This window comes from Parafrankia sp. BMG5.11 (assembly GCF_004337455.1).
This window is the reverse complement of the sequence record NZ_SJXI01000113.1, coordinates 15234-38376: the sequence shown is the minus strand read 5'-3', so window position 1 is coordinate 38376 and position 23143 is coordinate 15234. Positions and strand designations below refer to the sequence as shown.

Sequence of the window (23143 nt, the reverse complement as noted above, 5' to 3'; positions counted from 1 at the left end):
GTCACTTTCGGGTTCCGGGGAGGCACCCGAACATCAGGGAAACCCCTAGTGCCGGCCAGCGCCACGCAGTGGTTCGTGAATGGGCCGGTCAGGAACGGAGCGCGGAACCGACGCCGGCTCGGGTGGGGACGCCGAGCTTGGCGAGCACCTTCGTCAGATGGCTCTCGACGGTCTTCTCGCTGACGAACAGCGCGGCGGCGATCTGGCGGTTCGTCTGGCCGGCGGCGACCAGCTCGGCGACCTGACGTTCTCGGGTGCTGAGCGTGCCGGCTGCCACGCTGAGGACGACCGCCTGGGTCTGGTGATGAGCCAGGGTCTGAGCGGCCCGGGCCTGGGTCCGCGTCGACGGTCGACCGCCCCGGGACACCCGCTCGCCGAGCTGGCGCAGCAGCCGGGCCGCCTCGTCCCGGGGACGGTTGGCACCGCATGCGTCGAGTCGGGCCTCGGCCCGGCGCAGCTCGCTGACCGCCCGCGCGTTCTGCCCGTCGGCGGCCAGCGCCCGCCCAGCCACGATCAGCGACCGGCCGAGCTCGATCGGCAGGCCGGCCCGCTCGGCCTCGGCGGCTGAGGCCAGCGCCGACGCGGCGGCGGCCGACGACTGTCCCCTGGCGAACTCGACGGCTGCTCTCGCTCGCATCGCCGAGGCCTTCCGTCCCGCGAGCCCACCGCCGGCGTCGGCGGCCGTCCGCTCGGCGAGCACCGCCCAGCCGGCGGCCGCCTCCGGCATCCCGCGAGCCAGTTCGGCCCGCGTGAGCACCTCGTACCAGTACGGCCGAATGGGAGCTTCGATGCGCGGCAGCTCGGCGCCGCCGGCCGCACCCAGTAGTTCATCGACGGCGCGGTCGGGCTCACCGGCCTCGACCAGCGCCTCCGCGAAATAGGAACCGGCCATCACGGAGACGGCGTCAGTCTCCGGGTTGGCCGCCCGCGCTCCCTGCGCGCCCGACCGCAGCGCCTCGGGGAGGTCCCCCGCCAGCGTCGCCGCGGCACACCGCGCCGCCAGCGCCCAGGACAGGAAGGGCAGGTGCGGGGTGAGCAGGCACGCCTCCACCGCGGCTTCGGCCGCCGCCGAGGCCTCCGGCAACCGTCCCCGCAATGTCAGGACCAGCGACCGTGCGACTGCCGTCAGTGTGCCGATGCTGCCCCGGCCGTTGCGCAGCGCCAGCGCGTCGACCCGGTCGAGGTGGCGTAGCGCGTCGGTGAACCGTTCGAGGAACGCCTCGGTCCAGCCCAGCCACGCGAGCTTGTCGAGGTGCGGGGTGACCTGGTCGTCCGAGAGCAGGTCGTAGCGGCGTGCCGCGCCGGCGGCCTCGGCGATCGCGGCCGGGACGTCACCGACCATGTATTCGGCACCCGCCAGCAGTCCGGCCGAGGCGGCCAGCAGCGGGGCGTCGTCGAGCGTGCCAGCGAGCGCGTGCGCTTCCTGCTGCCAGCGGCGCATCCCATCGTATTCACCGGTGTAGAAATGGTCGATGGCAAGCTGAAGCCGCAGCAGACAGCTCTCTCGGGTGCCCGGTTCGGCGCTCGCCACGGCGTCCAACACCAGGGCACGCGCCTCGCCGTGCCGGCCCAGCACGTGGTCGACCGCCGAGCGCAGCGCGACGAGATGAGCCCGCTCGGCACCGAATTCCCGCGGAATCAGACCCATGATCTCGTCGAGTACCACGCGGGCCTGCTGCGGCTGGTAACTCGCGTCGAGTGCGGCAGCCAGCCGGGACAGCAGCTCCAGTCGCCGCAACCCGCCGTCCGCGTCCACGTCGACGTCGGCACTTTGGCCGGGGCTCGACTCACCGCCCGGTAACAGTCTGAGCGCGGCGGCGTACCAGTGCGCGGCGGCTGCCGGCGCGCGTAGCCGGCTGGCCGCGGCCGCTTTGGTCAGCAGCGCGATCGCGGCCTCGTCGCCGGGACGGGCGGCACGCTCGACGTGGTGGGCTCGGGCGGTGGCCGCGGCGCCTCGGGCGGCGAGCGCATCAGCCGCTCGTGCGTGAGCGGCGATCCGCCAGCCCGGCCCGGCGGACATGTAGATGGCGTGGCGCACGATCGGATGCCGGAACGTGAACCGGCGCGGCATCTCGGTCGGTCGCACCACGTCCGCCGCGACCAGCGCGTCGAGTGCTTCGAAGGCGTCGGTTTCGGGGAGCGCGGCGGCCTCGGCGGCCAGGTCCGGCTCGAACACCTCGCCGGCGACAGCAGCGCCCTGCGCGAACCGCCGTACGACCTCGGGCAGCTGTGCGATCTCGGCGCCGACCGCCGCCGTCACCGCCGGCGGCACGTCGTCCGGTCCGTCGAGGCCGGTCGAGGCCGCCGACGCCGGCGGTACGGAGGACGGCCCGGCAGCTGCGGACAGCGGGCGGGTGCGGGTGCGGGTGCGGGCAAGCTGTTCGAGGTAGAACGGGTTACCGCCGCTCTCCCGATACCAGCGACGCCGGACAGCCGGGTCACGGGTCACCGGACTGATCAGCGAGTCGCTGTCCTCGGGCGACAGCGGGGCAAGCTCCAGTCGAACGCCCACGGTCGCGTGTGAGTTCGTCCCGGCCTGGCCGTCGGTGGCCGCGACAACGGCGGACGCCTCCGCGGCCGACAACGCCGCGGCCAGCGCCTTCGGCACCTGGCGGGGCCGCACCGCGACGACCAGCAGCACCCGCGCCTTCGGCGGCCGGCGGAGCAGGTGAGCGACGAGCTCGACCGACGCGGTGTCGGCCCAGTGCAGGTCGTCCAGGGCCAGCACCAGCGGCCGGTCGGCAGCGAGCAGCTCGAGGAGCGCTCGTGCCGCCCGGTAGGTCTGCCAGCGCTGCATCTCGGAGGTGTTGCCGGTCGGCACGGTCCCGAGCGAGCGCAACGCCGGGAACACGGCGGCCAGCTCGTCGAGCCGGTCAGCGCCGAGCTGGCGCAACCGCGCCGGATCCACCGCGCCGAGGTAGTCGTCGAGCGCATCGACGAGGGCGTTGAACGGAATGTCCTGTTCGAGCTCGGCGCCGTGGCCCCGCAGTACGAGATGGCCACGGGCGTCGGCAAGCTCGGTGAGTTCGCCGATCAGGCGGCTCTTACCGATGCCGGGCTCGCCACGGATCTCCATCCAGTCGAAACCTGGCCGGCGCCGCGCCGAGGCGAGCCGGTCCAACGCGGCGCCCACCGCGGCCATTTCCCGGTCACGCCCGACCAGCGAACCCCGTTCCCCCATCGGGCGATTGTCGTCCCTGCCGGCCAGCGATCCAGTACCCGGGTCGTCGGTGCGACAGGCCCGAGATGGTCGGGACCTAGGAGGTTCCCTGATGTACCCGGTCGCGTCGCCGGCGCCACGCTGTTGTTCATGGCGACCTACATCCTGTGTCACCGACATGAGCCGGCCGAATGCCGGTTCGCGTTCGCGGCCTGGCGCGGGTTCGACAGCCCGTTGCGCCACGGCCGGGCGCTCGCCTCCTGCGGCAGGAACGGCCAGGCCGCCGACGCCCGGCACACGATCTTCTGGACGGTGGAGGCCGCGGACGCCAGCGCCGCACTCGGCTACCTGCCGGCGTACCTGACGTCGCGGACCGAGGTGGTGCACGTCGCCGAGGTGCCGATCCCCTGATCGGACGACCGGCGTGCCTTGTCCGTGCCAGGGGTTCCCCCGATGTTTTCGCGCTGTCCCGGCACGACAGGTTTGTCCTGGTTCCCACGGCACCGTGGGAACCAGGACCGTGTGAATCAGGGCGTCAATGGAGGCTGATCATGACGACGGCCAGTGAACGGGCTCGACCGGCGACGGGCGGTATCGGGATCGCCGGCGTGTTGCTCGTCGGCGCCGCGGTAGCCGTCTCACTCGGGGTGTACGCAAAGACGCACGATCCGGCCGGCCGGCCGTTGTACACGCTCGGTTTCTCCGGCCCGCTGCCGATGAAAGCCTGGTTCACCACGGCCGCCGCGCTGCTGCTCGTGGTGCAACTGACCACGGCACTGTGGATGTGGGGCCGACTGCCCGGTGCCGGGTCGGCTCCGGCGTGGGCGGCGATCCTGCACCGGTGGAGCGGTAGCGCGGCGTTCATCTTCACGTTGCCGGTGGCGTTTCACTGCATCTGGTCACTCGGTTTCGCCACGGCGGACTCGCGGGTGTTCCTGCACAGCCTCGCCGGATGCACGTTCTACGGCGCCTACGCGGCGAAGATGATCGGCCTGCGGACGAAAGGGCTGCCCGGATGGGCACTGCCGGTGCTCGGCTCCGCCGTGCTCACCGCCCTCGTCGTGCTGTGGCTGACGGCGTCACTGTGGTTCTTCACGCGCTCGGGCATCCCGCACGTCTAACCGAGCCATCTCGATCAGCCGAGTCATCTCGATCATCGTTCGGCGTTCAGGTGGGTCGTCGGACAACCGAACACGGAGGGCACCATGTCAGAAGCGGCACACCCGGCGGCCCCGGCGGGGATGCTGTCGCGCCGGGCCGTACCCGGCCTGGTGGCTGTGGTCGCCGGCGTCGCTGGCTACGTCGTCGCGAGCGGCAGCGACGCGGCCGAGCCGAAACCGGCGACGGCGGCCGCGAACGGCGGTGGCGGCGCCGGGGCGGGGGGCGGGCAGCGCCTTGCCGGCCTCGCCGAGGTGCCGACCGGCGGTGGCCTGGTTCTTGACGACGTCGGCGTCGTGCTCACGCGCAGTGCCGGCGACGAGGTGCTCGCGTTCTCGGCCGTCTGCACCCACCAGGGTTGCACCGTCGGCTCGGTGGCGGGCGGCACGATCAACTGCCCGTGCCACGGGAGCAGGTTCGACACGGCGACCGGGGCACCGGTGGCCGGTCCGGCGAAGGCCCCGCTGGCGCCGGTGGCTGTCGTCGTCCAGGACGACACCGTGTTCACCGCCTGACCTCGAACAACCGGCCCTGACCGGCCTGACCGGCCCGACCTGCCGACCGAAGAAATGGGGAACCGATGAGCCCGGTACCGCTGCGTGTCCGGACGCCCTCCACCCAGGTGATACTGCCCGGCGAACGACTGGCCGTCGTCGGGCGTGGGCGGGACGCGGACGTCGTCGTCGCCGACAGCCGGGTGTCGCGGCGACACGTCGAGCTCGAACCCAGCGGGGACGGGTGGACGGTGCGTGACCTCAGCACCAACGGCATGTGGTGCGACGGGCGGCGGACCGCGACCGTGCGCGTCCAGTTCGACGAGGTCCGAGTGCGGCTCGGCGCGGCCGACGGCCCGGAACTGGTGCTCGTCCCGCAACGCTCGGCGGCCAGACCACCAGCCCAGCCCGGACCGGGTCGCGACGTCGGCGACATGGCGACCGTGTTGGCCGGCGGCGGCCCGCTGGCAGCCGGGCGGCTGCGCCCGGTGGGACCCGGACCAGCCGCCGTCCCGGCCCCGGTCAAGACGGCAGCGCCACCGCGCTGGGCTCGCGCGTTCCCCACCCTGGCGTGGCTGGCGGCAGCCGCCTTCGCCGTCGGCGCACTGATCGCGCTTACCTGATCAACTCTGACAGGGCGTCAGCAGCGATCGCCGTGTGGTCTCTATGCGTAGATACGGCGTGGCGTGAAGTGGGGGCGGCCACCGCGTGATTCTCCATAGTTTGTGAGAACCAAAGAAGAAGCCGCGGGTGCAAGCGCTCCGGCTCGGCGAGGTGTTCGTCGCGATCGCAGCGGACGGAGACGTCACAGTGCGACAGCACGAGTTCGACGGGAACCGTGCTGCGATACGCACCGCCGCGAGCACGGCAGGCCTCTCCGATTCGAGTAGCGCACAGCGGCGTGCGGTCCGTGGTCAGTAGTGGATGACCGGCTCGCGGCCCAACAGGTCGGCGTAGTCGCTGGGGAGCTGCCCAGCGACGTCCTCGAACTCGTCCGGACTGATCGACGCCTTCAGCGCCGCGACCACCGCCCGGGCATGCTGGCGGGCATGCGCCTCGTCGCAGCCCTCGCCTTCCCGCTCGGCGACGCGCCGATAGAACTCGTCGAGCCCGAACCGTTCGCCACGGCCGGCTGGCGGCAGCGCCTGGGCGAACGGCGACGGGAGCTGGGAGGCCAGGTCCTTGGTCTCCCCGCCGGACAACCGCTCGCCGAGTACCGACAGAGTCGCCCGCACGGCGGCCTCGGCGTGCTCGACGCTGTCTATCCGGGCGGTCCCGCGAACGGCGGAGACGATCTCGTCCTGCTTCAACAGCTTCACCTCTCCCATCAGCAGCCCGCTCCGAGCGGGCCTGTGGGGTGTCCCGACACCCGGATCTCGGCCTCGGTGGCGGCCATGCGCCGTCAGCTGCTCCTTCCGTCATCGCCCTCCCCGCGGCGCCGTCCGCGAAACCGTCCCGCCTTCGCGGACGGCGCAGTCCTCGCCTGCGCGCGCTGATCACCGACGACGACGGCATCGACAGCGCCGGTCTGCGAGGCGTTCTAGACCTTTGGGCAGGTGTCACCAGCATGCCGATCCGGCGGGAGGGCCGGACCGCGACGGGCGCTCGGGTCTCCCACCCGGGGGGTGTGGTTCGTTATATGTGCTGGGTCGTGCGATGCATGGCCGCGCTGGTCACCGCCTGGCCTTCGGCCGAGATCCGGAGCCGTGCGTCCGGGCTGGGCGACGGTCCGACGGGGTTGGCGCGTAGCGTCCGGACCTCCGAGCGGCGGAGTTCGACCCGCCCGCCGGTCTCGCGGACCTCGTAGACCGGCTGCGGACGGGTGGCGGGGCCCTGGACGACCTCGCCGGAGGCCAACTCGAACTGGCTTCCGTGCCAGGGACAGCGCACGCAGCCGCCGGTGCGCTCGCCCTCGTGCAGCGGGCCTCCCCGGTGGGTACAGCGGTCACTGATCGCGACGACCTGACCGTCGACCCTGGTCAGCAACACCGGCACCCCATCGATCTCGACCTGCCGCAGTTCCGTGGTGACCTCGCTGGCCGCCAGCACGTCCGTCCACTCGGCCGGCCCCCGCTGGAACGCGGTGGTGTCCACCCCCACCCCCAGCGCGTAGGCGAGGTGACCACCCAACCAGCCGCCGAGGCCGAGGGCGGCCGCACCCGCGAGACTGGCGGCCAGCCCACGCGCGCCGCGACGACGCTGGCGCCATGAGATCGCGTAGCTTGCGAGTCCCACCACGTTGGAAGCGGCGTGGACGAGCCCGACCCGGCGCTCGGCGCCCTTCGTGTCGAGCCAGTCCGACCACCCGGCGAGCGCGGCCGGTCCGGCTGACAGCAGGCCGAGTCCGACGAGCCGTCGCGCGGCCGGGCGGAGGGCGGCGCCACCAGTGGTGTCCAGCATCGTCGCGCTCAGCAGCGTCCCCGCCGGGACGAGGATCGCCGCGGGATGCAGCGGATGCCCGAGCTGCCGGCCGCTGAGCACATCGCGCAACCGCTCGGAGCGCAGCGCCGCCGACCAGAAGCCCGAGACTGCCTCCGCAGGGGCATCAAGCCTCTGCTCTCGCTCAAGCCGATCGAGCAGCCGTTCGGATCCGCGCATGTCGACCTCTTCTCGCACGCTTCACGACCTGGCCAGCTGCGATGCAGCAGCCGCTCGCCACCGGCATCGGCGCTTGCCGGCGAGCCGCTGGCGCCGGGTGGCGTGCAACGGACGCGTACCCGTGCCAAGGCCCGGCACACGTTCCCGTTTGCTTCCGGCGGCTTTCGAACAGACCTGGGTCAGAACGGACGCATCAGCCGTGATGCGGGAGGTGCGGCAATGGCGTCCTCCGGCATCGGGCGGGCGGTCGGTGACGAAGGCGGCGCCTGCCCACCTTCCTGACGCATGTCGTCCTGCTGGGCTGTCCTGGCGCCGGCGCGGTGGACATGACGAGGCGGTGGACATGACGAGACGGCCGGGGATGGCGTTCGTCCGCCGGCGGTCTCAGCGCAGAGCTCAACCAGGGAGTCGTGCGGCTTCACGTGTGGTGGGACCGCCGGAAGCAAGGACGGCGGCTCTTTCCGGATGGTTGAACGGCCGGGTATGTCGAGGTCTCTGGCGACCTCCCGCGGCGGGTGAAGGCCGATCTGAAGCGGTTCAAGGCGTTCATCGAGAGCCGCGGCAGCGAGACCGGAGCCTGGCGCGGCCAGGTCGACCGACCTCCTTGCACATCCGGGTGACGGCGCGTCTGCGCGCGCTCGGGGAGGCCCTCTCACGAGCCAGCGGCGCGCTCATGGTCAAGTGCGACCGCCGCGAGCACGGTCGCCGACCAGGTCCGGAAGTCTTTCGCGGTGATCTCCGGGCCGCCGGAGGCGTCGCGGGCCATGTCCCTCACGGTCCCCCGCCCGCCACGACCGAATCAGGGACCCGTGAGCCGCACCAGCCGAGTCAGGGTCGGGTGCACGCTTCGCCGTGGATCGTGCCCCCGTCACGGGGTGAACGGTCGAGTATCCGGGCAGGCTTACCGGTGAACAGAGGGTTTCGGGCCGGCGACGAGGCGAAGCCTGAGCGCCGCCGTGCGTTTGTCTGCCAGCGTCGGGGGGACGCGCCGCAACGAGCGCCCACCCAGGACAAGATTTCGGAGGAAGCTCGATGTCGACGGACGCGATCGTGCTCCTGAAGGCCGACCACAAGGACATCAAGGCCGCCTTCAAGCAGTTCCAGCAGGTGGGAGACAGAGCCGTCACCGCAAAGGGCAAGCTCGTCGAGAAGATCATCGAGCTGCTCACCGTGCACACCTACATCGAGAACGAGGTCATGTATCCGGAGGTGCGGAGCCTTCTGCCCGACCTGGGGGACGAGATCCTCGAGTCGTATGAGGAGCACCACATGGCTGACCTGCTGGCCGTGGAACTCGCCGCTCTTCCGTCCGACGCGGAACGTTTTAGTGCCAAGACGACCGTTCTGATCGAGAACGTGACGCGCCACATCGAGGAGGAGGAAGAGGGCTGGTTCCCCAAGGTCCGGGAGAAGCTCGGTCGCAAGCAGCTGTCCGAGATCGGGGAACGTCTGCTGGAGGCGAAGGAGAAGGCCCCACACAGCCCGGCCCAGCCAAGCGCGATCAAGAAGACCATCGACGCCGTCATCAAGTAGTCGACGGGTTCGTCACCCGCGGTGGAGCGTCATCGCGGACCGTCGGTTCTGCTCGTCGCGGGGCCGCCGCCGACGGGGCGCAGCGGGACGAACCCCGCCGTGCCGGCGAGGGGCCCTTCCTCGTCCCGTCCGGTGCCCCGAGGTTTTAGGGACAGGGGACAGCAGCGGCCGGAGCAGGTGCAGGAACGGCCGGGTAAAACTTCTGCGATGACGCCGCAGCCGGCCGGGCGGTTCCTGGTACCTGTGATCGGCGAGGCCAGGCCGGGGCGAACGGTACAGGCGGATGTTCTCCTGGCATGCGTCAGCGGCGCGCGGTCGGGCCGGACACGATTCCCGCTGTTTTCGGTGCGCAGCCGAAAGTTTCGGGAGAATCCGTGAGTCGGGACCTCCTGTCGGTACTAAAGATCTCGAGAGGCAAAAGATGTTTTCACACCAGCGTCCGGAGGCTCGCGGGAACGCTCATGGCAGGGTCGCGTTTCTCGTGGTGGCGGCGCTCTGGGCTGGATTTGCCGTCGGGCGGCTTGCCCGCATGCGCAGTCGTGTTGCAACGCCGTCTGGCGAGTCCGCCGGCGAGTGGGGCGCAGGCCGCCCAGACGAAGCCCTGCCCATGATGCCGCCGGAAGACGCAGCCCCGGCCATGGCCGGGGCTGACACCACCGATCCGGTTTCCCCCGTCCGGTTCGGGAATCAGCCCGACCTGATCGCGACGGAGGACGCCGCGAATCCGCCGTTCGAGAATCTGTCCACAAACACCAGATTCGCCAACGAGATCAACCGGCGAACCGGCGTCCGTCGCTAAGCGGGCCACATCGGGAGAGCCGGAACTTGGGTGAGCAATGCGTGTCGTGGGTATCGGTGGGGGATGAATCACGCACAGACACCGATCCTGGACGCGCTCGCTGACTATCACCGACTCGGTCGCTATGGGTTCACGCCGCCCGGGCACAAGCAGGGCCGGGGCGCGGACTTCAGGGTCCGCGCGGTCCTGGGAGACGACGCGTTCCGCGGTGATGTCCTCGCGACGTCCGGGCTTGACGACCGGCAGACCTCAGGTGGGTTCGTCGCGGAAGCTGAGGAGCTGATGGCGGACGCGGTCGGGGCCGAACACACTTTCTTCTCCACCTGCGGCAGTTCGCTGTCGGTCAAGGCGGCGATGCTTGCCGTGGCGGGTGGCCGAGGCGATCTCCTCGTCGGGCGTGATGCGCACAAGTCGGTGATCGCCGGGCTGATCCTGTCCGGTCTGCGGCCGCGCTGGGTGCGTCCGCGGTGGGACGCCGGGCGGCACCTGGCCCATCCACCGTCACCGGGGGATGTCGAGGCAGCTTGGGAGCGTTACCCGGACGCGGCAGGCATGCTGGTGACCAGCCCGACGCCCTGTGGCACGTGTGCCGATATCTCCGCGATCGCCGGGATCTGCCATCGTCGTGGCCGTCCACTGATCGTGGATGAGGCGTGGGGTGCCCACCTGCCCTTCCACCGCGATCTTCCCACGTGGGCGATGGACGCCGGTGCGGACGTCTGTGTGGTCAGCGTGCACAAGATGGGCGCCGGCTTCGAACAGGGATCGGTCTTCCACCTGCAGGGCGACCTCATCGACCCCCGGCATCTGCGGGCCTGCGCCGACCTGCTGGCCACGACCAGCCCCAACGTCCTGCTGTACGCGGCGATGGACGGCTGGCGCCGGCAGATGGTGGAACAGGGCTCCACCCTGCTGCGGGCCGCTCTCGATCTCGCCGACGGTTTACGTGCTCGTATCGAGCAGCTGCCGGGGCTGCACGTCATGACCGACGAGCTGTGCGGCGCTGAGGCGTCCCATGACCTGGACCGCCTTCAGATCGTCATCGACACCGCGGGGCTGGAGATCAGCGGCTATCAGGCCGCGGACTGGCTACGCCAGCACGCCCAGCTGGACATGGGGATGTGTGATCACCGGCGGGTCTGCGCACAGTTCACCTTCGCCGACGACGCCCGCAGTGGGCGGCGTCTGCTGGCCGCGCTGCGTCGGCTTGTCGACGCCGCGCCCGACCTCGAGCGCCCGACGCCGGTCGAGGTGCCGGACCCCACCGAGTTGGAGCTGGAGACGGTCGATCTGCCGCGCGACGCCTTCTTCGGTCCCACCGAAGCTGTCCCACCCGAGCTGGCGGTGGGCCGGGTCGCGGCCGAACAACTCACCCCGTACCCGCCTGGTGTCCCGGTGGTACTGCCGGGTGAGCGCATCACCGGACCGGTGCTGCGCTACCTGCTCAGCGGTGTGTCAGCGGGCATGGCCGTGCCCGACGCCGCTGACCGAGCGCTGGCCACGATCCAGGTCACTCGAACCTGACGGAAGACGTCCGCGACGATGTGGCCCTGCGCAAGAGGCCTGCCCCGGAACACGGCCGTAACGCCCGGCCACGAGGCCGCCTCAGGCTCGGACAGGCTCGTCGGCACCGGCGGGCTGGTCGGACTTCGACCCGGCCCGCACCTCGGATTCCTCGGATTCCCCGGACGTCGCCGCGCCCTGGTCGTCACTGTCCTGTGCGGCCTGCGTGGTTTCCGAGCTCCGCGCCTCCTCCCGGGTGTCGCGGGGTTCGGATCGCCGGGTTTCGCGGGGTTCGGACTGCTCTTCGTCCGGGGAGCGAACGACCTTTCCGTCCCGGATTTCGCCCCGCCAGGAGCCGGTGGCCTCCCCACTGAACATGACGAAGCGGCGGAAGTGCTTCAGATCCAGCCGGGCCCGTCGCCCACCGGCGCGCCACAGGTTGCCGGTCTTCTCCATGAACCCGCTGGGGTAGTACTCCATCGCCAGCAGCACGCGCGTCAGGTCGTCGGCGAGCGGGTGGAAGGTGACGGCGCCCTTGACCGAGCCCTTCGCTCCCTCGGATGTCCAGACGATCCGGCGGTCGGGGACCTGCTCGGTCACCTTCGCCTGCCAGCTGCGCCGGGACTTGAAGACCTTGACCCGCCAGTTCTGATCGGTCTCGCTCTTGGTCTCGACCGCCTCGACGCCTTTCATGAACTTGGCGAACTCGGGGTACTGCGTCCACTGGTCGTAGGCGACCGACACCGGGACGCCGATGTCCACCGACTCCTCGATGTTCATCGCCTTGGGTGGCCCGCTCTTCCCACCGGCCTTGCCCTTGGCCGCGCCGAAGGCCCCCTTCACCTTGTCCTTGACGTTCGACATGATCGTCCCGGCCGCCGCCTTCAGTGGAGACTGGCCCTCGGCCAGTCTTCCCGCACCCTTGGCGAGGGACGAGATCTGCCCACCGGAGTCGCTGAGACCGTTGAGTTTGTCCGTGCTGGAGGTGAGTCGCTCACCGACCCGCCCGGCCAGCCGGCTGCCGCCCGCCTTCGCCAGGTTTCCCGCCTGGTCGGCGAGCCTCTTGCTCGCTGGACTGCGCAGGAGGGCGCCGACCAGGCCGTCTGGTTGCTCCGTCGTCCGGGTCATCGCGCACCTCCACCGGTGGATCCCTGCGCCGCCCGCTCGAGTGGTTCGCGGCTGGTGTCCCGGCGCGGTCCGGCGGACCTGTCCGGGACCCGCCGCTCGGCGGCCGGCTCCGTCCCGCCCTCGTCGCTGTCGTCCTGATCGGCCGCGCGGCCCGCTTCCGTCCTGTCGCGGCCGGTGGCGTTCTGTGTTTCGGCGTGGTCCTCGTCGACCGGGCCGTTGCCGCTCGGGCCACGTTCGTCGGTGCGCTCCGAGGACGGCTGACCGCCGCCTTTGCGATCACGGAGCTTACCGGGCGTCACGGCACCGACGAGGCCTCCGACGGCGGCCTCGGCTCCCTCCCGGACAACCTTCTCCGAGTCCCGGACAACCTTCTCCGAGTCGCCCAGCGTCGCCGTCAGCCGTTCCGTGCGCTTGGTCAGCGCATCGGAGAGCCGATCGATCTGGGCCTCGTACACGGCCACCGCGGCGCGCCGGCCGGCTTCCGTGGCCGGCCCCCTGATCTGGTTGATCAGCTGTTCGCCGTCCGCGGAGTGCAACAGCCGGACCACCTGGTCGCGCACGACGTCCTTCGCGTGATAGTTGCGACCGGAGATCCACAGCCCGAGGCCGATGGCCGCCTTGGCCTTCCTCGTCCGGCCGAGGACATAACCTCCCGCGAGTGCCAGGGCACATTTGACGTTGATCATCGAAGCTCCTCTCTCTCCCGGGCCCTGCTCGGTCGGTCGGACCCGGTTCTGTCCTCGCCCCAGCCCCATCGGCCCGACCCGCCGAAGGAGCCGCCGTCCACGGCGGCCTCGCGGGCTTCGGTGAGTACTCGGGCGGGGAACTCGACGAAGTCGACCGCGGGTAGCGGTCCGACGTACTCGACGGTCAGGTGCGGCCGGGTCGCCCGGATCCGCTCCACAGCGGCGTCGAAGTCGGCCAGTGCGTCGGCGGGGACGAGGAACGCCCAGCTGAGAGCGGGATCCTCCGGCCCCCCGTGGTGCCTGCGTGGCCGGTCCGCGTGTGCCAGCGGGCGCAGCTCGTCCAGAATCGCCCGCGCCTGTTCCGTGCGGCGCGCGACGACGAGTTCCGCGATCTGTTGCCCCAGCTGGATCCGGCCGTCCAGGTCCTCCGGGGGCGGGGCGTGGGCCAGCGAGGTGGCGGCCACCGCCTCCGCGAGCTCGGTCTGTTCCGCCTCTTCGACGTCGACATGCAGCTCGACCAGGCCGTCGATCGCGTCCAGCTGCTCGGGAAGGCTGTCACGGACCGGTTCGAGTACCTCCGTCCGGACGGCGTCCTCGTCCGGCGCGACGGTTCCCAGCCGTACCGGCAGCACCGGGCCGTCGACGAGCAGCCGCTGGAGGATCTCCAGGTGTCTGACGGCCTCCTGTTCCCCGAGCTCGCCGATGTCCGCCGTCCCGCTGACGACCGCGGCGAGGGGGCCCGAACGCACCAGCCGCAGTGGCGCGGGTGGATGGCCGATGCCGAGCGCCGGGTCCGGGTCCGGGTCCGGGAGGGGATGGCCTGCCCGGACGATTCCGTACAGCACGACAGGCATGGCTCACCCCTCCCGGCCGCCGCGGCGCTCGGCGGGCGCGAACCGCTCGGCAGGCATCCCGCGCCCGTTCTGGTCGGAGGAGGACGATCCGCGCAGCGCCTCGGCGACGTCCTCGGCGGTCTCCCTGATCCCGCCCAGGGCTCCCTTGACACGGTGCCGGGACGAGCTTTCGGTGACCTCGCGCATGAGCCCCGGCAGCCCTGCCACCTGTTCTTTGGGCTGGATGTCCAGCCGGTTCACGGCTTCGGCGAACCGGAGGTAGGTGTCGACGCTGGCGATCACGATGCGCGCGTCGATGGTGAGGATCTCGATGCCCACCAGGGCGACGCGCACGTAGGCGTCGATGACGATGCCCTTGTCGAGTACGACGTCGAGGACGTCGGCGAGTCCGCTCGGCCTGGGCGCCCGTCCCATGGGATAGCTGGCGACGGTCATGGCGCTGTCCTCGCCTTCTCCCGGAGGCCCGGCCTCCGGACGGTTGCCCTGGATTCACCCGCCTCCGGGACGGCTGACCTGGTTCTGGCGTTGCCCGGGCCGGCCTGTTCCTGGCGGGACATGTCCTTGTCGGTCGGCTTCCCGCGGGACTCCGGTGCCGCGGCCTGCGGCCCGCGGGCGGCCCGGTCGTCGTCCGCGGCCAGGAGCTGGCCGGCACGCGCGAAGGCGGCTTCGGCCTCCTGCGCCGACAGGCCCAGCGACTCACGGACCTGTACCAGGCTGGCGCGAATCTCCAGCAGCGCGTGGCCGAGGTCGTCGATCTGCGCGGCGGTCAGCCCCCCGCCCTCCATCCGGCGGATGGCCTGTCGTTCCAGCACCTCGCGTAGCAGTTCCAGGACGACCACCACGAGCTGGCCGAGCCCGCGCCCCACGTCCTGCGGGTCCGCGTCGAGCCGCAGGCGCCGGTCGTCACCGCGCCCGGCGGTCGTCATGGCCAGACCTCGCCGGTTCCCTCGAGTGCGGTCTGGACGCCCACCAGAAGCAGACGAAGATCGATCCTCAGAAGGTCCACGCCGGCGAGGGCGACGACCACGTCGCCGCTGACGACCGCGCCGGTGTCGACCAGCCTGTCCAGCAGGTCCGCGAGCGGCTGCGCCGAGTTGCGGGCGGGCCGCCCTCCCGGGTGGTCCCCCGGCCGCCGCCGGGTACCGACGCCACCGCCCCGGTACCGCGGTGTCGGGACGAATCGCTGATCAGCCACGCTCCTCACCTGGTTCGAACTCTGGATCGTCACCCGGCCGATCCCCGGTCGGGACGGAGAACCGGACGGGCGCCGCTCCCGCCGCAACGCGAGTTGTTCCCTCGCGGGTCGCTGTCGCACGGGGTGCTGTCGCGCGGAGCGCTTCCGCCGGGCCCGCCTCGGCGGAACCCGACCCGCGGTCGGAGCCGCTCCCGCCGTCCCCGCCCAGTGTCAGATGGACGAAGGAGTAGGGCGGCCACGGCCCGGTCACCGCGGCGACGTACCCGGCCTCCTCCAGCGGCGGACCCAGCCGCTCCGCCGTGTCGAGGAATCCCTCCTCTTCGCCGCGGTCGACGAGGTAAGCGCAGTCGAAGACCCTGTCCGGCCGGCCAGGACGGCGGGCCACGTCACGCGCGTGGACGAGCAGCTCCCGGTGCGTCCACTCGACCAGCCGGGCTGTCTCCTCGCGTCGTCGTTCCTCCTCACGCAGCTCGTCCCGGCGGGCCGAGAGGTACGCGGTGCCCGCGCCCGGACGAGCGGTGTTCCCCGCGTCCGCGGCGCCCGCCGCGCAGGGCGGGGCCGGCGCGGGCGTGGCCCTGGTCGACTCGCCCGCGCCGGTGGACCGGAGGACGCCGCTCGCGGGGGGTTCGGTCAGTCCCGCGGCGTCGATCCGGAATCCCCACTCGCGCGCGTCGCGGAGCGCGTCGAGGGCGCGCGGCAGCTCGGTGTCGGGATCGTCGAGGACGACGGCTGCCTCGCTCTCGCCGGGGAGGACGGTTCCGAACCGAAGCGGCAGCACGGGCGCGAGATCCTGCAGTTCCCGCAGGACCTGATCGTGGCCGCGGGCCAGGGTGGCGAGACGTCCCGTCTCCGACAGGTCCTCCTCGACGTCTCGCAGCAGCTCCGGGTCGATGGCCGAGACCACGAGCGAGACCTGGCCGCGAGTGACGGCACAGACAGTCGTTCCCTCGGCGAGGCCTGGCAGGCCCGAAACGTCGGTACCGGCGGGGACGATCCCGTAGGCGTAGAGCGCCCGGGCCCGCTCGACGCCCCCGGGCGACTGCCCGTCGCGGCTGCCTGGCCCGGGGCCGCCGTGGCCGGCTGGCACCGGGCCGTCGCGGTGGGCCTGGCGGTGCTCACTGTGCTCCCGTCGGCCCGCGCCCGCCGGCGAGGAGCACGTCGCGCTCGCCACCCCCCGCTCGCAGGCGGCTCTGGTGATCTCCCGCGCCAGGAGTCGGGCGAGTTGCCCACGCGCGACCTCGCGGGCTTCGGCCACAGCTTCGTCCAGGACGCCAGGTGCGAGCTGGACCGCCAGTTCGCCGAGGCTGCCGAAGTCAGCGTCTTCCGGGGCCACCGTCATGCCTCCGTTCCGCGTCCCGCGCCCAGAACGGCCGCGGCTCGTCGCGGCGGGCGGCCACCTCCACCGGGGCTCCGGTGGACGGCTCTGCCCGGGATTCGACCGCGGCCGCCTCCCGGAACGGGAGACGCTCCCGCACCGAACTCTCGAGAACGGCGAGTCTGGAGCGCAGTTCCTCGTTCTCCTCATGGAGCGCCCGCATGGTCTCGTCGCGCAGTTCCCGCTCCTTCTCCTGCTGCAGCGATCGCGCCTCACGGCTGTAGAAGGGGTCGGTGGTCCACCAGTCCAGACCCATTTCGCGTGCGGTGTCGGCTGATGCGATGAAAAGCCGCAGTTTGAGCGTGAGCAACTCGACGTCAAGGACGCTGATGACGACGTCGCCGACGATCACGACTCCCTTGTCGAGAACTCTCTCCAGTACATCGGCGAGAGAGTCCGAGCGCGGCCCGCTCAGCGCGCGCAACCGCGGGGGACCGGCAAGAGAACCGCGATCGACCGTCATGACTCACGTTCTTCCGAATTCCGCCGTGCCGGGTCTCCGGCTTACCGACCCATATCGGCCGTGTACGCGCTCAGTCGGTGGCGCCGCGTACGAACCTCCGCAGCCGCTCATAACCCACCAGGCAGCCCCTTTCGTCGACGTCGAGCCGGTAGGTGGCGAGCACGCTGGTCGTCGACGGGATGCGCTCCAGCTCGGTGAGATCGACCAGCAACGACCATCCGGAGTCCGTCCGGCGTGCCCCGGTGACCCGCTCGGGATCCTGCCCCACGAGAGTTCCGAACTCCGCCAGTGAACGACTGACGACAGCCGCGAGTCCGTCATTTCCAGCCATCTGTCGCGTTCGCCCGCCGGCATCCGCCGAGTCGTCGCGTGGCATGACACCTACATGTGGTCTGTCGGCCGCTCCTCGGGTTCATGGCGGCGGCCGACGAAAATTCCTACGTGTGGCCGCCCTGCCCGGCGGAAGCCGCCGCAAACCCGCGGCCCACGATGAGACTTCTCTTCCGGATGCTGGCCGAATTAGCCTTGGATGGTGGTTCGGGTCTTTCTCGAGGTCTGGGTGTTTTCCTGTGCCCCGCGCCGCGAGTTCTCCTGGCCTGATCGGGCGCGGTCGGCCGACCGGTGGTCGGCAGGGCGTGTCGGGGCCCGGCCGGCGGGAACAGCCAGGGCGTGACGGCATCCGTCATGAAGCGCCCGGAACCACGGAAGATCGGCGGGGAGCGATCCCGATCACCGCGGGTTATGGTGTTCGCCCCGTCGCCGCTGCTGACGGTGACGATCGAGGCGCGCCCGGACGGGGCGAGCGACATCCACCTGCACGCCGGCGGTCAGGGGGTGTGGATCGCGCACCTGATGATGGTTCTGGACGTCGAGGCCCGGCTGTGCGCACCGTTCGGCGGGGAGACCGGCGAGGTACTCACGACCCTGTTGGGACGCAGCGGTGTCGTCGTGCGGCCGGTCGCGGTGGGTGGCGAGAACGGGGGCTATGTGCACGACCGGCGCGCGGGAGGGCGCGAGGTCGTGGCGACGGCTCCGGCACCGCCGCTGACCCGCCACGAACTCGACGGGCTGTACGACACGGCGTTGGTCGAAGGGCTTGACGCCGGTGTGGCGGTTCTCGGCGGCCCTGACGGTGAGGGCGTGCTTCCCGTCGACACCTACCGGCGGCTGGCGGCGGACCTCACGGGGGCGGGTGCCCGGGTGGTGGCGGATCTGTCGGGGGAGTGCCTGACGGCGGCGCTGGAGGGCGGGGTCGCGGTGCTCAAGGTCAGCCACGACGATCTCGTCCGGGACGGGCACGCCGGCTCCGACGACCCGGACGAGCTGCGGGCGGTCATGGGGGAGCTGGCCCGTTCCGGTGCCGAGACGGTGATCGTGTCTCGCGCGGAGCAGCCGGCGCTGGCGCTGGTCGGCGACCGCACGGCCGAGGTCCGCACGCCCCGGTTCACCATGCTCGACCACCGCGGCGCGGGTGACTCGATGACGGCAGGTGTCGCGGCCGCCCTGGCGCGCGGCGCGGACATGGACCAGGCGCTGCGCCTCGGGGCCGCGGCCGGTGCGCTGAACACGACCCGGCACGGGCTCGCCACCGGCGAACGGGACCTGATCGAACGCCTGGCGGCCCGGGTGGACATCTGTCCCGCCAGCGAAGACGTCACCCACTGATGCGCGCGCTGATCACCAACGACGACGGTATCGACAGCGGTGGTCTGCGCACCCTTGTCCGGACCGCCGTGGCGTGCGGTCTGGAGGTGACCGTGGCGGCGCCGGACGGCGAACGGAGCGGGAGCAGCGCATCCCTGTCCGCGCTGGAGTCGCAGGGCCGCCTGTTGATTGAGGAACGCGTGCTCGACGGCGTCCCAGGTATGACGGCTCTGTCCGTCCACGCCTCTCCCGCTCTGATCGTTTTTGTGGGTGTCCGCGGTGCTTTCGGTCCGGCGCCCGACGTCGTGCTCGCGGGCATCAACCACGGACCGAACACGGGGCAGGCCGTGCTGCACTCCGGCACGGTCGGGGCGGCTCTCACGGCGGTCACCCACGACCTGCCCGCGCTGGCCGTCTCGTGCGCCGCAGCGCAGCCCGTCCACTGGAAGTCGCCGGCGCTGGTCGCGGGCCGCGCCATCGCCTGGCTGCTGGCATACCGCGGCCCGCCGTTCGTGCTCAACGTGAATGTGCCCGACCTGCCACCCGGGCGGCTGCGCGGCGTGCGGCCCGCGGCTCTGGCTTCCTTCGGGGCGGTGCAGGCCCGGATCGGTGAGCGGGGACGCGGCTACCTCACCACCACCTTCAGTGAGACCTCGGAGGAGGCCGGTCCGGGCAGCGACGTCGCCCTGCTCCGGCAGGGCTGGGCGACGATCACAGCCCTCGAAGGGCCCACGGGGTCCGAGGCCGTCGACCTCACGCAGCTCGCCTGGGACACGGGCGCCTGAGCGTCGGAATGTCCTGGCTCCGAGACCTGTGGGTTGATGAGGTGTTCGGCGGACTGTCCCACCGCGGGTGACGGAGCCCCGCCGCCCGGCCCGGAGACCACGGGCCCACCGGCCTCGGCGGAGCGACTGACTACCGAGGCCGGGCTATCGGTGGGTCCTCCTCCGGAAAATCCTGTTCTATGCCGAGCAATATCAGCATCTGTTCTACCGGGTTTACCTGGAAGGATCCCTTTTTTCGACCTGGCGAAGCCACGGAATCTGGCTGAAACTCCTCGGGTCGCTGACTTCCCTGATGCATTTCACGAGCGTATTCCGCGTCGCGCCAGGTGTCGTGGCGGCATTGTCGAGAGTCTCGTATCCCGTGCGTCGAGACAGACGTCCGGGACGAGACAGTCTGCGTGTGGAGCTGGCGCGGGAACTCGCTGTCGGCGCAGGGCGGTCTCAGCGGTCCGTGGCGGCGTCGCCGAGCAGGGCATCCCAGTCCCGCAGGAAGCGGTTGAGGCCGTACCGGTCGAGCGCGGCCTGGCGGGCCTTCGCTCCGTGGGCGTGGGCGAGCTGCGGGTCCGCGACGAAGGCGCGTGCCGCGTTCCCGGTGTGCCCGGGTTGGTGGACAGCGCCCCGTCGCCGGGCGGTACCGCCTCGTAGGCCTCGGTGACGGCGAGCGCGACCACCGGCATGCCCAGGTGCGTCGCCTCCAGGAGCGAGAGTCCGAGCGAGGCCCGGCGGGGCAGGTGGACGTAGACGCGGCGGCGCGCGAACTGCTCGTGCATAGCTGCCTGTGAGACGTCGTCGTAGGTCGCCAGCCGGTCAGGAGCGAGACCGGTGTGCGCGGGCGGCGCGTCGACGCCGATCCCGAAGGCGTCCACCGGCGCGGCGCCGGTGGCGAAGCGGGTCAGCAGGTCGGTGCCGGTGACCCGGCCGCGCCGCGCAGCCGGCCAACTCGTCGCGCTGACAGGGCGTGTGGGAACTGGGCGGGGGCGGTCTTGCGGTCGCATCCTGTTGTTCGGGCGTTCGTCGGATGGGCTTAACCTGACGGCGGGTAGCCGTGTGGTATGGATCTGGCGACCGTCTCCCTGGTCGGGCTCGTCGCGCTCGCCCCCGCGTGCCTTGGCCGCGGCGCTGTCGATACCGGTGGTGCGACTCATCCCCGCACCGTGGTGATCGTCCGGCATGCCTTGGCCTTGCCGAAGAACGGCTGGACGGGGGTGGACGCCGCCCGGCCGCTCACCGCGCGTGGAATCCGCCAGGCGAAGGCCTTCGCCGGCGTCGTGGTCCGTGACCTGCCGGTCCGTCGAGTGCTCACGAGCCCGGCCCTGCGCTGCGAGCAGACGGTTGCCCCGCTGGCCGTGGACCGGGCACTGCCCCTGCGCCGCTGCGCGGTGCTCGGTGTCGAGGGCTCCACGGAGAGCCTGCTGGATCTACTCGCCTCGGACGAGGCCGAGGACAGCGTGCTGTGTACGCACGGCGAACGGATCAGAGACCTGTTCCAGGCCTGGCAGGCACGCGGGTGGCACGGCTGGCCGAGCGCGGACGGCCGTACCCGCAAGGGCGACGGGTGGCTGCTGCGTGGGCATCCGCCCCTCGGCGTGACGGTGGAGTATCTCGCCACGCCGGAACAGCGAGGTCAAGACCGATAAAGACGGGAACGGCCTCTGGTGAAGCCCACGATTAACGTGTGGTGGACGACCTGACCGCGGGGCCCGGCGGTCCCAGCAGGCGGGTGGCAAGCGGGGAGCGGCGACGGATGACTTCGGCGAATGGGACGAGGCGCGGCGACGGCAGGCAGCAGGGCGACGACGCCGGGTTGCTGTTGCTCGACGAACTGGCGGCCATCCAGGCGGATCTGTACCGGGCGGAGCGGGCGCGGCGCGCTGACCTCGAGACGGTGCACCCGCGGCATCGGGGCAGCGCCCGCAACATGCTCCACTATCTGGCGCTGCGCAGCCGCGACATTCGGGCCGTTCAGGGGGAGCTCACACGGCGCGGCCTTTCTTCACTCGGCCGGTGCGAGCCGTGCGTCGCGGCCAGCCTGCACGCTGCCATGGACAGTCTGCGTGGCTCACTCGGGTCAGGTACCGCCCTCGCTGCTGATGCTGTCGATGTCGAGCCCGGCATCCCGGGTTACGACGAGGGCTGGAACCGGATCGAGGCGAACGCAGGCGCGCTGCTGGGCCCGCCGCCACCCAAGCATGATGTGCGGATCATGGTGACGCTGCCGAGCGAGGCCGCGATTGACGCGGCCCTGGTGCGTCGCCTCGTGGCCCGCGGGATGAACGTGGCCCGGATCAACACCGCGCACGACAGCCCGCGGGAGTGGCGAGCGATGGCCGAGCACGTCCGGGCGGCCGCCCGTGATCTCGACCGGATCTGCCTGGTGTCAATGGACCTGGCCGGTCCGAAGATCCGCACCGGGCCGCTCGAGTCGGGGCCGGCGGTGGTGCGGCTTCGCCCGGTGCGGGATCTGCGGGGCGTCGCCGTCACGCCGGCCACCGCCGAACTGGTCGCCGTACGCGACGATGCCACGGGTGACGACGCCGCGGGCGCGGTCGACACGGCGGTGATGGACTCCCGCGACGGGGTCGTACGGGTACCGCTGATCGGCGCCGGCGGGTGGTTGGCCGGCGTGCGGGTGGGCGACGAACTCAGGCTGCGTGACGCCCGTTCGTCACAGCGCCGCCTGCAGGTGGTGGCGGTACACGAACGTTCCGGAACCGAGGGCCCCGACGTCGCGGCCCGTCAGGGGCTGTCGACGGTCACCGTGCAGGCGTGGAAGACGACCTATCTGGAGACCGGCGTAGAACTCCGGCACGGCGAGCGCCGGTGCCAGGTGGGACCGCTGCCGCGCCAGGCGCCCTACCACCTGGTGAGCCAGGGCGATCTCCTGCGGCTCACCCGCGATCTGTCGCCACGACCGGCCCGCCCGGCCCCGACCTCTCCTGACGACCCGGCCGGCCCGCCGACGATCGGCTGTACCTTCCCGGCCGTCTTCGACGCCGCCCGCCCTCAGGACCCGGTCTCCCTCGACGACGGCAAGATCTCCGGCGTCATCGAGCGGGTCGACACAGACAGCATCGACGTCCGAGTGCTGCACGCCTCGGGCCGGAGCGCGAAGCTGCGCGCGGACAAGGGCGTGAACCTGCCCGCGACCCGAGTGCCACATGAAGGGCTGACCGAGGATGATCAGGCGGCCCTGGCCGTCGCTGTCGAGATCGCCGACCTCGTCGCGATCTCGTTCGTGCGCAGCCGGGCTGACGTCGAGCAGGCGCAGGAGGCGATCCGCGCCGCCGGGCGCTGGGACGACCTCGGCCTGGTCCTGAAGATCGAGACCACCGAAGGGTTCGTGAACCTGCCGGAGCTGCTGCTGGCGGCGCTGCGGGCCCCGCGGGCCGGGGTGATGATCGCCCGTGGCGACCTCGCGGTGGAGGGCGGCTACCAGCGACTCGCCGAGCTCCAGGAGGAGATCCTCTGGCTCGCCGCCGCCGCGCACGTGCCGACCATCTGGGCGACCGAGGTCCTCGACCAGCTGACGAAGACCGGCACACCGGCGCGCGCGGAGATCACCGACGCGGCGATGGGCCAGCGCGCCGAGTGCGTGATGCTGAACAAGGGCCCGCACATCGACGAGGCCATCACCGCACTTGACGACATCCTGCGCCGGATGGCCGGCCACCAGCAGAAGAAGACCCCGATCTTCCGCCCGTTGCGGTCCTGGATCGGCCTGACACATCTGTAGTGCCAGGCCATCCCACCCCACAGGTCGCGAACCCA

General features: G+C 71.5%; 25 protein-coding genes and 1 pseudogene. 13 read left to right on the top strand and 13 right to left on the bottom strand.

Annotation, left to right across the window (positions count from 1 at the left end; genetic code table 11):
* Nucleotides 1-88: 88 nt before the first annotated feature.
* Nucleotides 89-3181, bottom strand: a complete 3093-nt coding sequence (locus tag E0504_RS45415) for an AAA family ATPase (RefSeq protein WP_112106759.1) — start codon at nt 3179-3181, stop codon at nt 89-91.
* A gap of 129 nt (nt 3182-3310) precedes the next feature.
* Between E0504_RS45415 and E0504_RS45410 the strand changes: the two genes are divergently transcribed.
* From E0504_RS45410 to E0504_RS54740, 5 genes are all read left to right on the top strand, one after another.
* The gene (locus E0504_RS45410; RefSeq protein WP_071064261.1) at nt 3311-3571 is read left to right on the top strand and encodes a hypothetical protein; all 261 of its coding nucleotides are present in this window, start codon (nt 3311-3313) and stop codon (nt 3569-3571) included.
* 140 nt (nt 3572-3711) lie between these two features.
* The gene (locus E0504_RS45405) at nt 3712-4281 is read left to right on the top strand and encodes a DUF6529 family protein (RefSeq protein ID WP_112106758.1); all 570 of its coding nucleotides are present in this window, start codon (nt 3712-3714) and stop codon (nt 4279-4281) included.
* An 84-nt stretch (nt 4282-4365) separates the two neighbouring features.
* A complete protein-coding gene (locus tag E0504_RS45400; protein ID WP_112106757.1) occupies nt 4366-4833 on the top strand; it encodes a Rieske (2Fe-2S) protein in 468 nt (155 codons plus the stop codon).
* A gap of 65 nt (nt 4834-4898) precedes the next feature.
* Nucleotides 4899-5435, top strand: coding sequence for an FHA domain-containing protein (locus tag E0504_RS45395; protein ID WP_071064254.1), 537 nt, complete (start codon nt 4899-4901; stop codon nt 5433-5435).
* Between the two features lie 127 nt (nt 5436-5562).
* Nucleotides 5563-5733 carry a CinA family protein gene (locus tag E0504_RS54740; protein ID WP_112106756.1) on the top strand — a complete coding sequence of 57 codons (171 nt, stop codon included), beginning with the start codon at nt 5563-5565 and terminating at the stop codon, nt 5731-5733.
* Here E0504_RS54740 and E0504_RS45385 read toward each other — a convergent pair.
* Together E0504_RS45385 and E0504_RS45380 are read right to left on the bottom strand one after the other, a co-directional pair.
* Nucleotides 5727-6140, bottom strand: coding sequence for a DUF2267 domain-containing protein (locus tag E0504_RS45385; protein WP_020461522.1), 414 nt, complete (start codon nt 6138-6140; stop codon nt 5727-5729). The two genes, E0504_RS54740 and E0504_RS45385, sit on opposite strands and share 7 nt — an antisense overlap.
* Before the next feature lie 307 nt (nt 6141-6447).
* On the bottom strand, nt 6448-7410 hold the full coding sequence (locus E0504_RS45380; RefSeq protein ID WP_112106755.1) for a Rieske (2Fe-2S) protein: 963 nt from the start codon (nt 7408-7410) through the stop codon (nt 6448-6450).
* A 479-nt stretch (nt 7411-7889) separates the two neighbouring features.
* On the opposite strand from E0504_RS45380, the pseudogene E0504_RS54735 reads away from it, so the two are divergent.
* The 4 genes and pseudogenes from E0504_RS54735 to E0504_RS45360 all read left to right on the top strand — a co-directional run.
* Nucleotides 7890-8030: pseudogene (locus E0504_RS54735) on the top strand (cyclase); the annotation flags it as partial.
* Between the two features lie 412 nt (nt 8031-8442).
* The gene (locus tag E0504_RS45370; protein ID WP_112106754.1) at nt 8443-8943 is read left to right on the top strand and encodes a hemerythrin domain-containing protein; all 501 of its coding nucleotides are present in this window, start codon (nt 8443-8445) and stop codon (nt 8941-8943) included.
* A gap of 481 nt (nt 8944-9424) precedes the next feature.
* The gene (locus tag E0504_RS45365; RefSeq protein WP_131627578.1) at nt 9425-9742 is read left to right on the top strand and encodes a hypothetical protein; all 318 of its coding nucleotides are present in this window, start codon (nt 9425-9427) and stop codon (nt 9740-9742) included.
* Between the two features lie 63 nt (nt 9743-9805).
* A complete protein-coding gene (locus E0504_RS45360; RefSeq protein WP_112106753.1) occupies nt 9806-11266 on the top strand; it encodes an aminotransferase class I/II-fold pyridoxal phosphate-dependent enzyme in 1461 nt (486 codons plus the stop codon).
* A gap of 81 nt (nt 11267-11347) precedes the next feature.
* On the opposite strand, the gene E0504_RS45355 is transcribed toward E0504_RS45360, so the two are convergent.
* From E0504_RS45355 to gvpO, 9 genes are all read right to left on the bottom strand, one after another.
* The gene (locus E0504_RS45355; RefSeq protein ID WP_112106752.1) at nt 11348-12373 is read right to left on the bottom strand and encodes an SRPBCC family protein; all 1026 of its coding nucleotides are present in this window, start codon (nt 12371-12373) and stop codon (nt 11348-11350) included.
* Complete coding sequence (locus E0504_RS45350; protein WP_112106751.1) at nt 12370-13059, bottom strand: hypothetical protein; 690 nt, start codon at nt 13057-13059, stop codon at nt 12370-12372. The genes E0504_RS45355 and E0504_RS45350 overlap by 4 nt, the downstream gene beginning before the upstream one ends.
* Nucleotides 13056-13913, bottom strand: a complete 858-nt coding sequence (locus E0504_RS45345; protein WP_112106750.1) for a GvpL/GvpF family gas vesicle protein — start codon at nt 13911-13913, stop codon at nt 13056-13058. Before E0504_RS45345 ends, E0504_RS45350 begins: the two co-directional genes overlap by 4 nt.
* A gap of 3 nt (nt 13914-13916) precedes the next feature.
* Nucleotides 13917-14348 (bottom strand): gas vesicle structural protein GvpA, encoded by a 432-nt coding sequence (locus E0504_RS45340; RefSeq protein WP_112106749.1) that lies wholly within the window; start codon nt 14346-14348, stop codon nt 13917-13919.
* Nucleotides 14345-14839, bottom strand: coding sequence for a gas vesicle protein K (locus E0504_RS45335; protein WP_112106748.1), 495 nt, complete (start codon nt 14837-14839; stop codon nt 14345-14347). Before E0504_RS45335 ends, E0504_RS45340 begins: the two co-directional genes overlap by 4 nt.
* Entirely contained in the window at nt 14836-15108 is a 273-nt protein-coding gene (locus E0504_RS51680) for a gas vesicle protein (protein WP_131627576.1), read from the bottom strand. The genes E0504_RS45335 and E0504_RS51680 overlap by 4 nt, the downstream gene beginning before the upstream one ends.
* Nucleotides 15101-16447 (bottom strand): GvpL/GvpF family gas vesicle protein, encoded by a 1347-nt coding sequence (locus tag E0504_RS45325; protein WP_243657931.1) that lies wholly within the window; start codon nt 16445-16447, stop codon nt 15101-15103. Before E0504_RS45325 ends, E0504_RS51680 begins: the two co-directional genes overlap by 8 nt.
* A complete protein-coding gene (gene gvpJ / locus E0504_RS45320; RefSeq protein ID WP_112106746.1) occupies nt 16422-16946 on the bottom strand; it encodes a gas vesicle protein in 525 nt (174 codons plus the stop codon). The genes E0504_RS45325 and gvpJ overlap by 26 nt, the downstream gene beginning before the upstream one ends.
* A 70-nt stretch (nt 16947-17016) precedes the next feature.
* Nucleotides 17017-17277 (bottom strand): gas vesicle protein GvpO, encoded by a 261-nt coding sequence (gvpO, locus tag E0504_RS45315; protein WP_083788288.1) that lies wholly within the window; start codon nt 17275-17277, stop codon nt 17017-17019.
* Nucleotides 17278-17687: 410 nt separating this feature from the next.
* On the opposite strand from gvpO, the gene E0504_RS45310 reads away from it, so the two are divergent.
* Nucleotides 17688-18611, top strand: a complete 924-nt coding sequence (locus tag E0504_RS45310) for a PfkB family carbohydrate kinase (RefSeq protein WP_083391057.1) — start codon at nt 17688-17690, stop codon at nt 18609-18611.
* Entirely contained in the window at nt 18611-19375 is a 765-nt protein-coding gene (gene surE, locus E0504_RS45305; RefSeq protein WP_071064231.1) for a 5'/3'-nucleotidase SurE, read from the top strand. The genes E0504_RS45310 and surE overlap by 1 nt, the downstream gene beginning before the upstream one ends.
* 299 nt (nt 19376-19674) lie before the next feature.
* Here surE and E0504_RS45300 read toward each other — a convergent pair whose 3' ends face one another.
* A complete protein-coding gene (locus E0504_RS45300; protein ID WP_200835310.1) occupies nt 19675-20370 on the bottom strand; it encodes a glycosyltransferase in 696 nt (231 codons plus the stop codon).
* A 57-nt stretch (nt 20371-20427) separates the two neighbouring features.
* On the opposite strand from E0504_RS45300, the gene E0504_RS45295 reads away from it, so the two are divergent.
* Entirely contained in the window at nt 20428-21012 is a 585-nt protein-coding gene (locus E0504_RS45295; RefSeq protein ID WP_083391056.1) for a histidine phosphatase family protein, read from the top strand.
* Between the two features lie 107 nt (nt 21013-21119).
* Nucleotides 21120-23108, top strand: a complete 1989-nt coding sequence (locus tag E0504_RS45290; protein WP_131627574.1) for a pyruvate kinase — start codon at nt 21120-21122, stop codon at nt 23106-23108.
* The last annotated feature ends 35 nt before the right edge of the window (nt 23109-23143 follow it).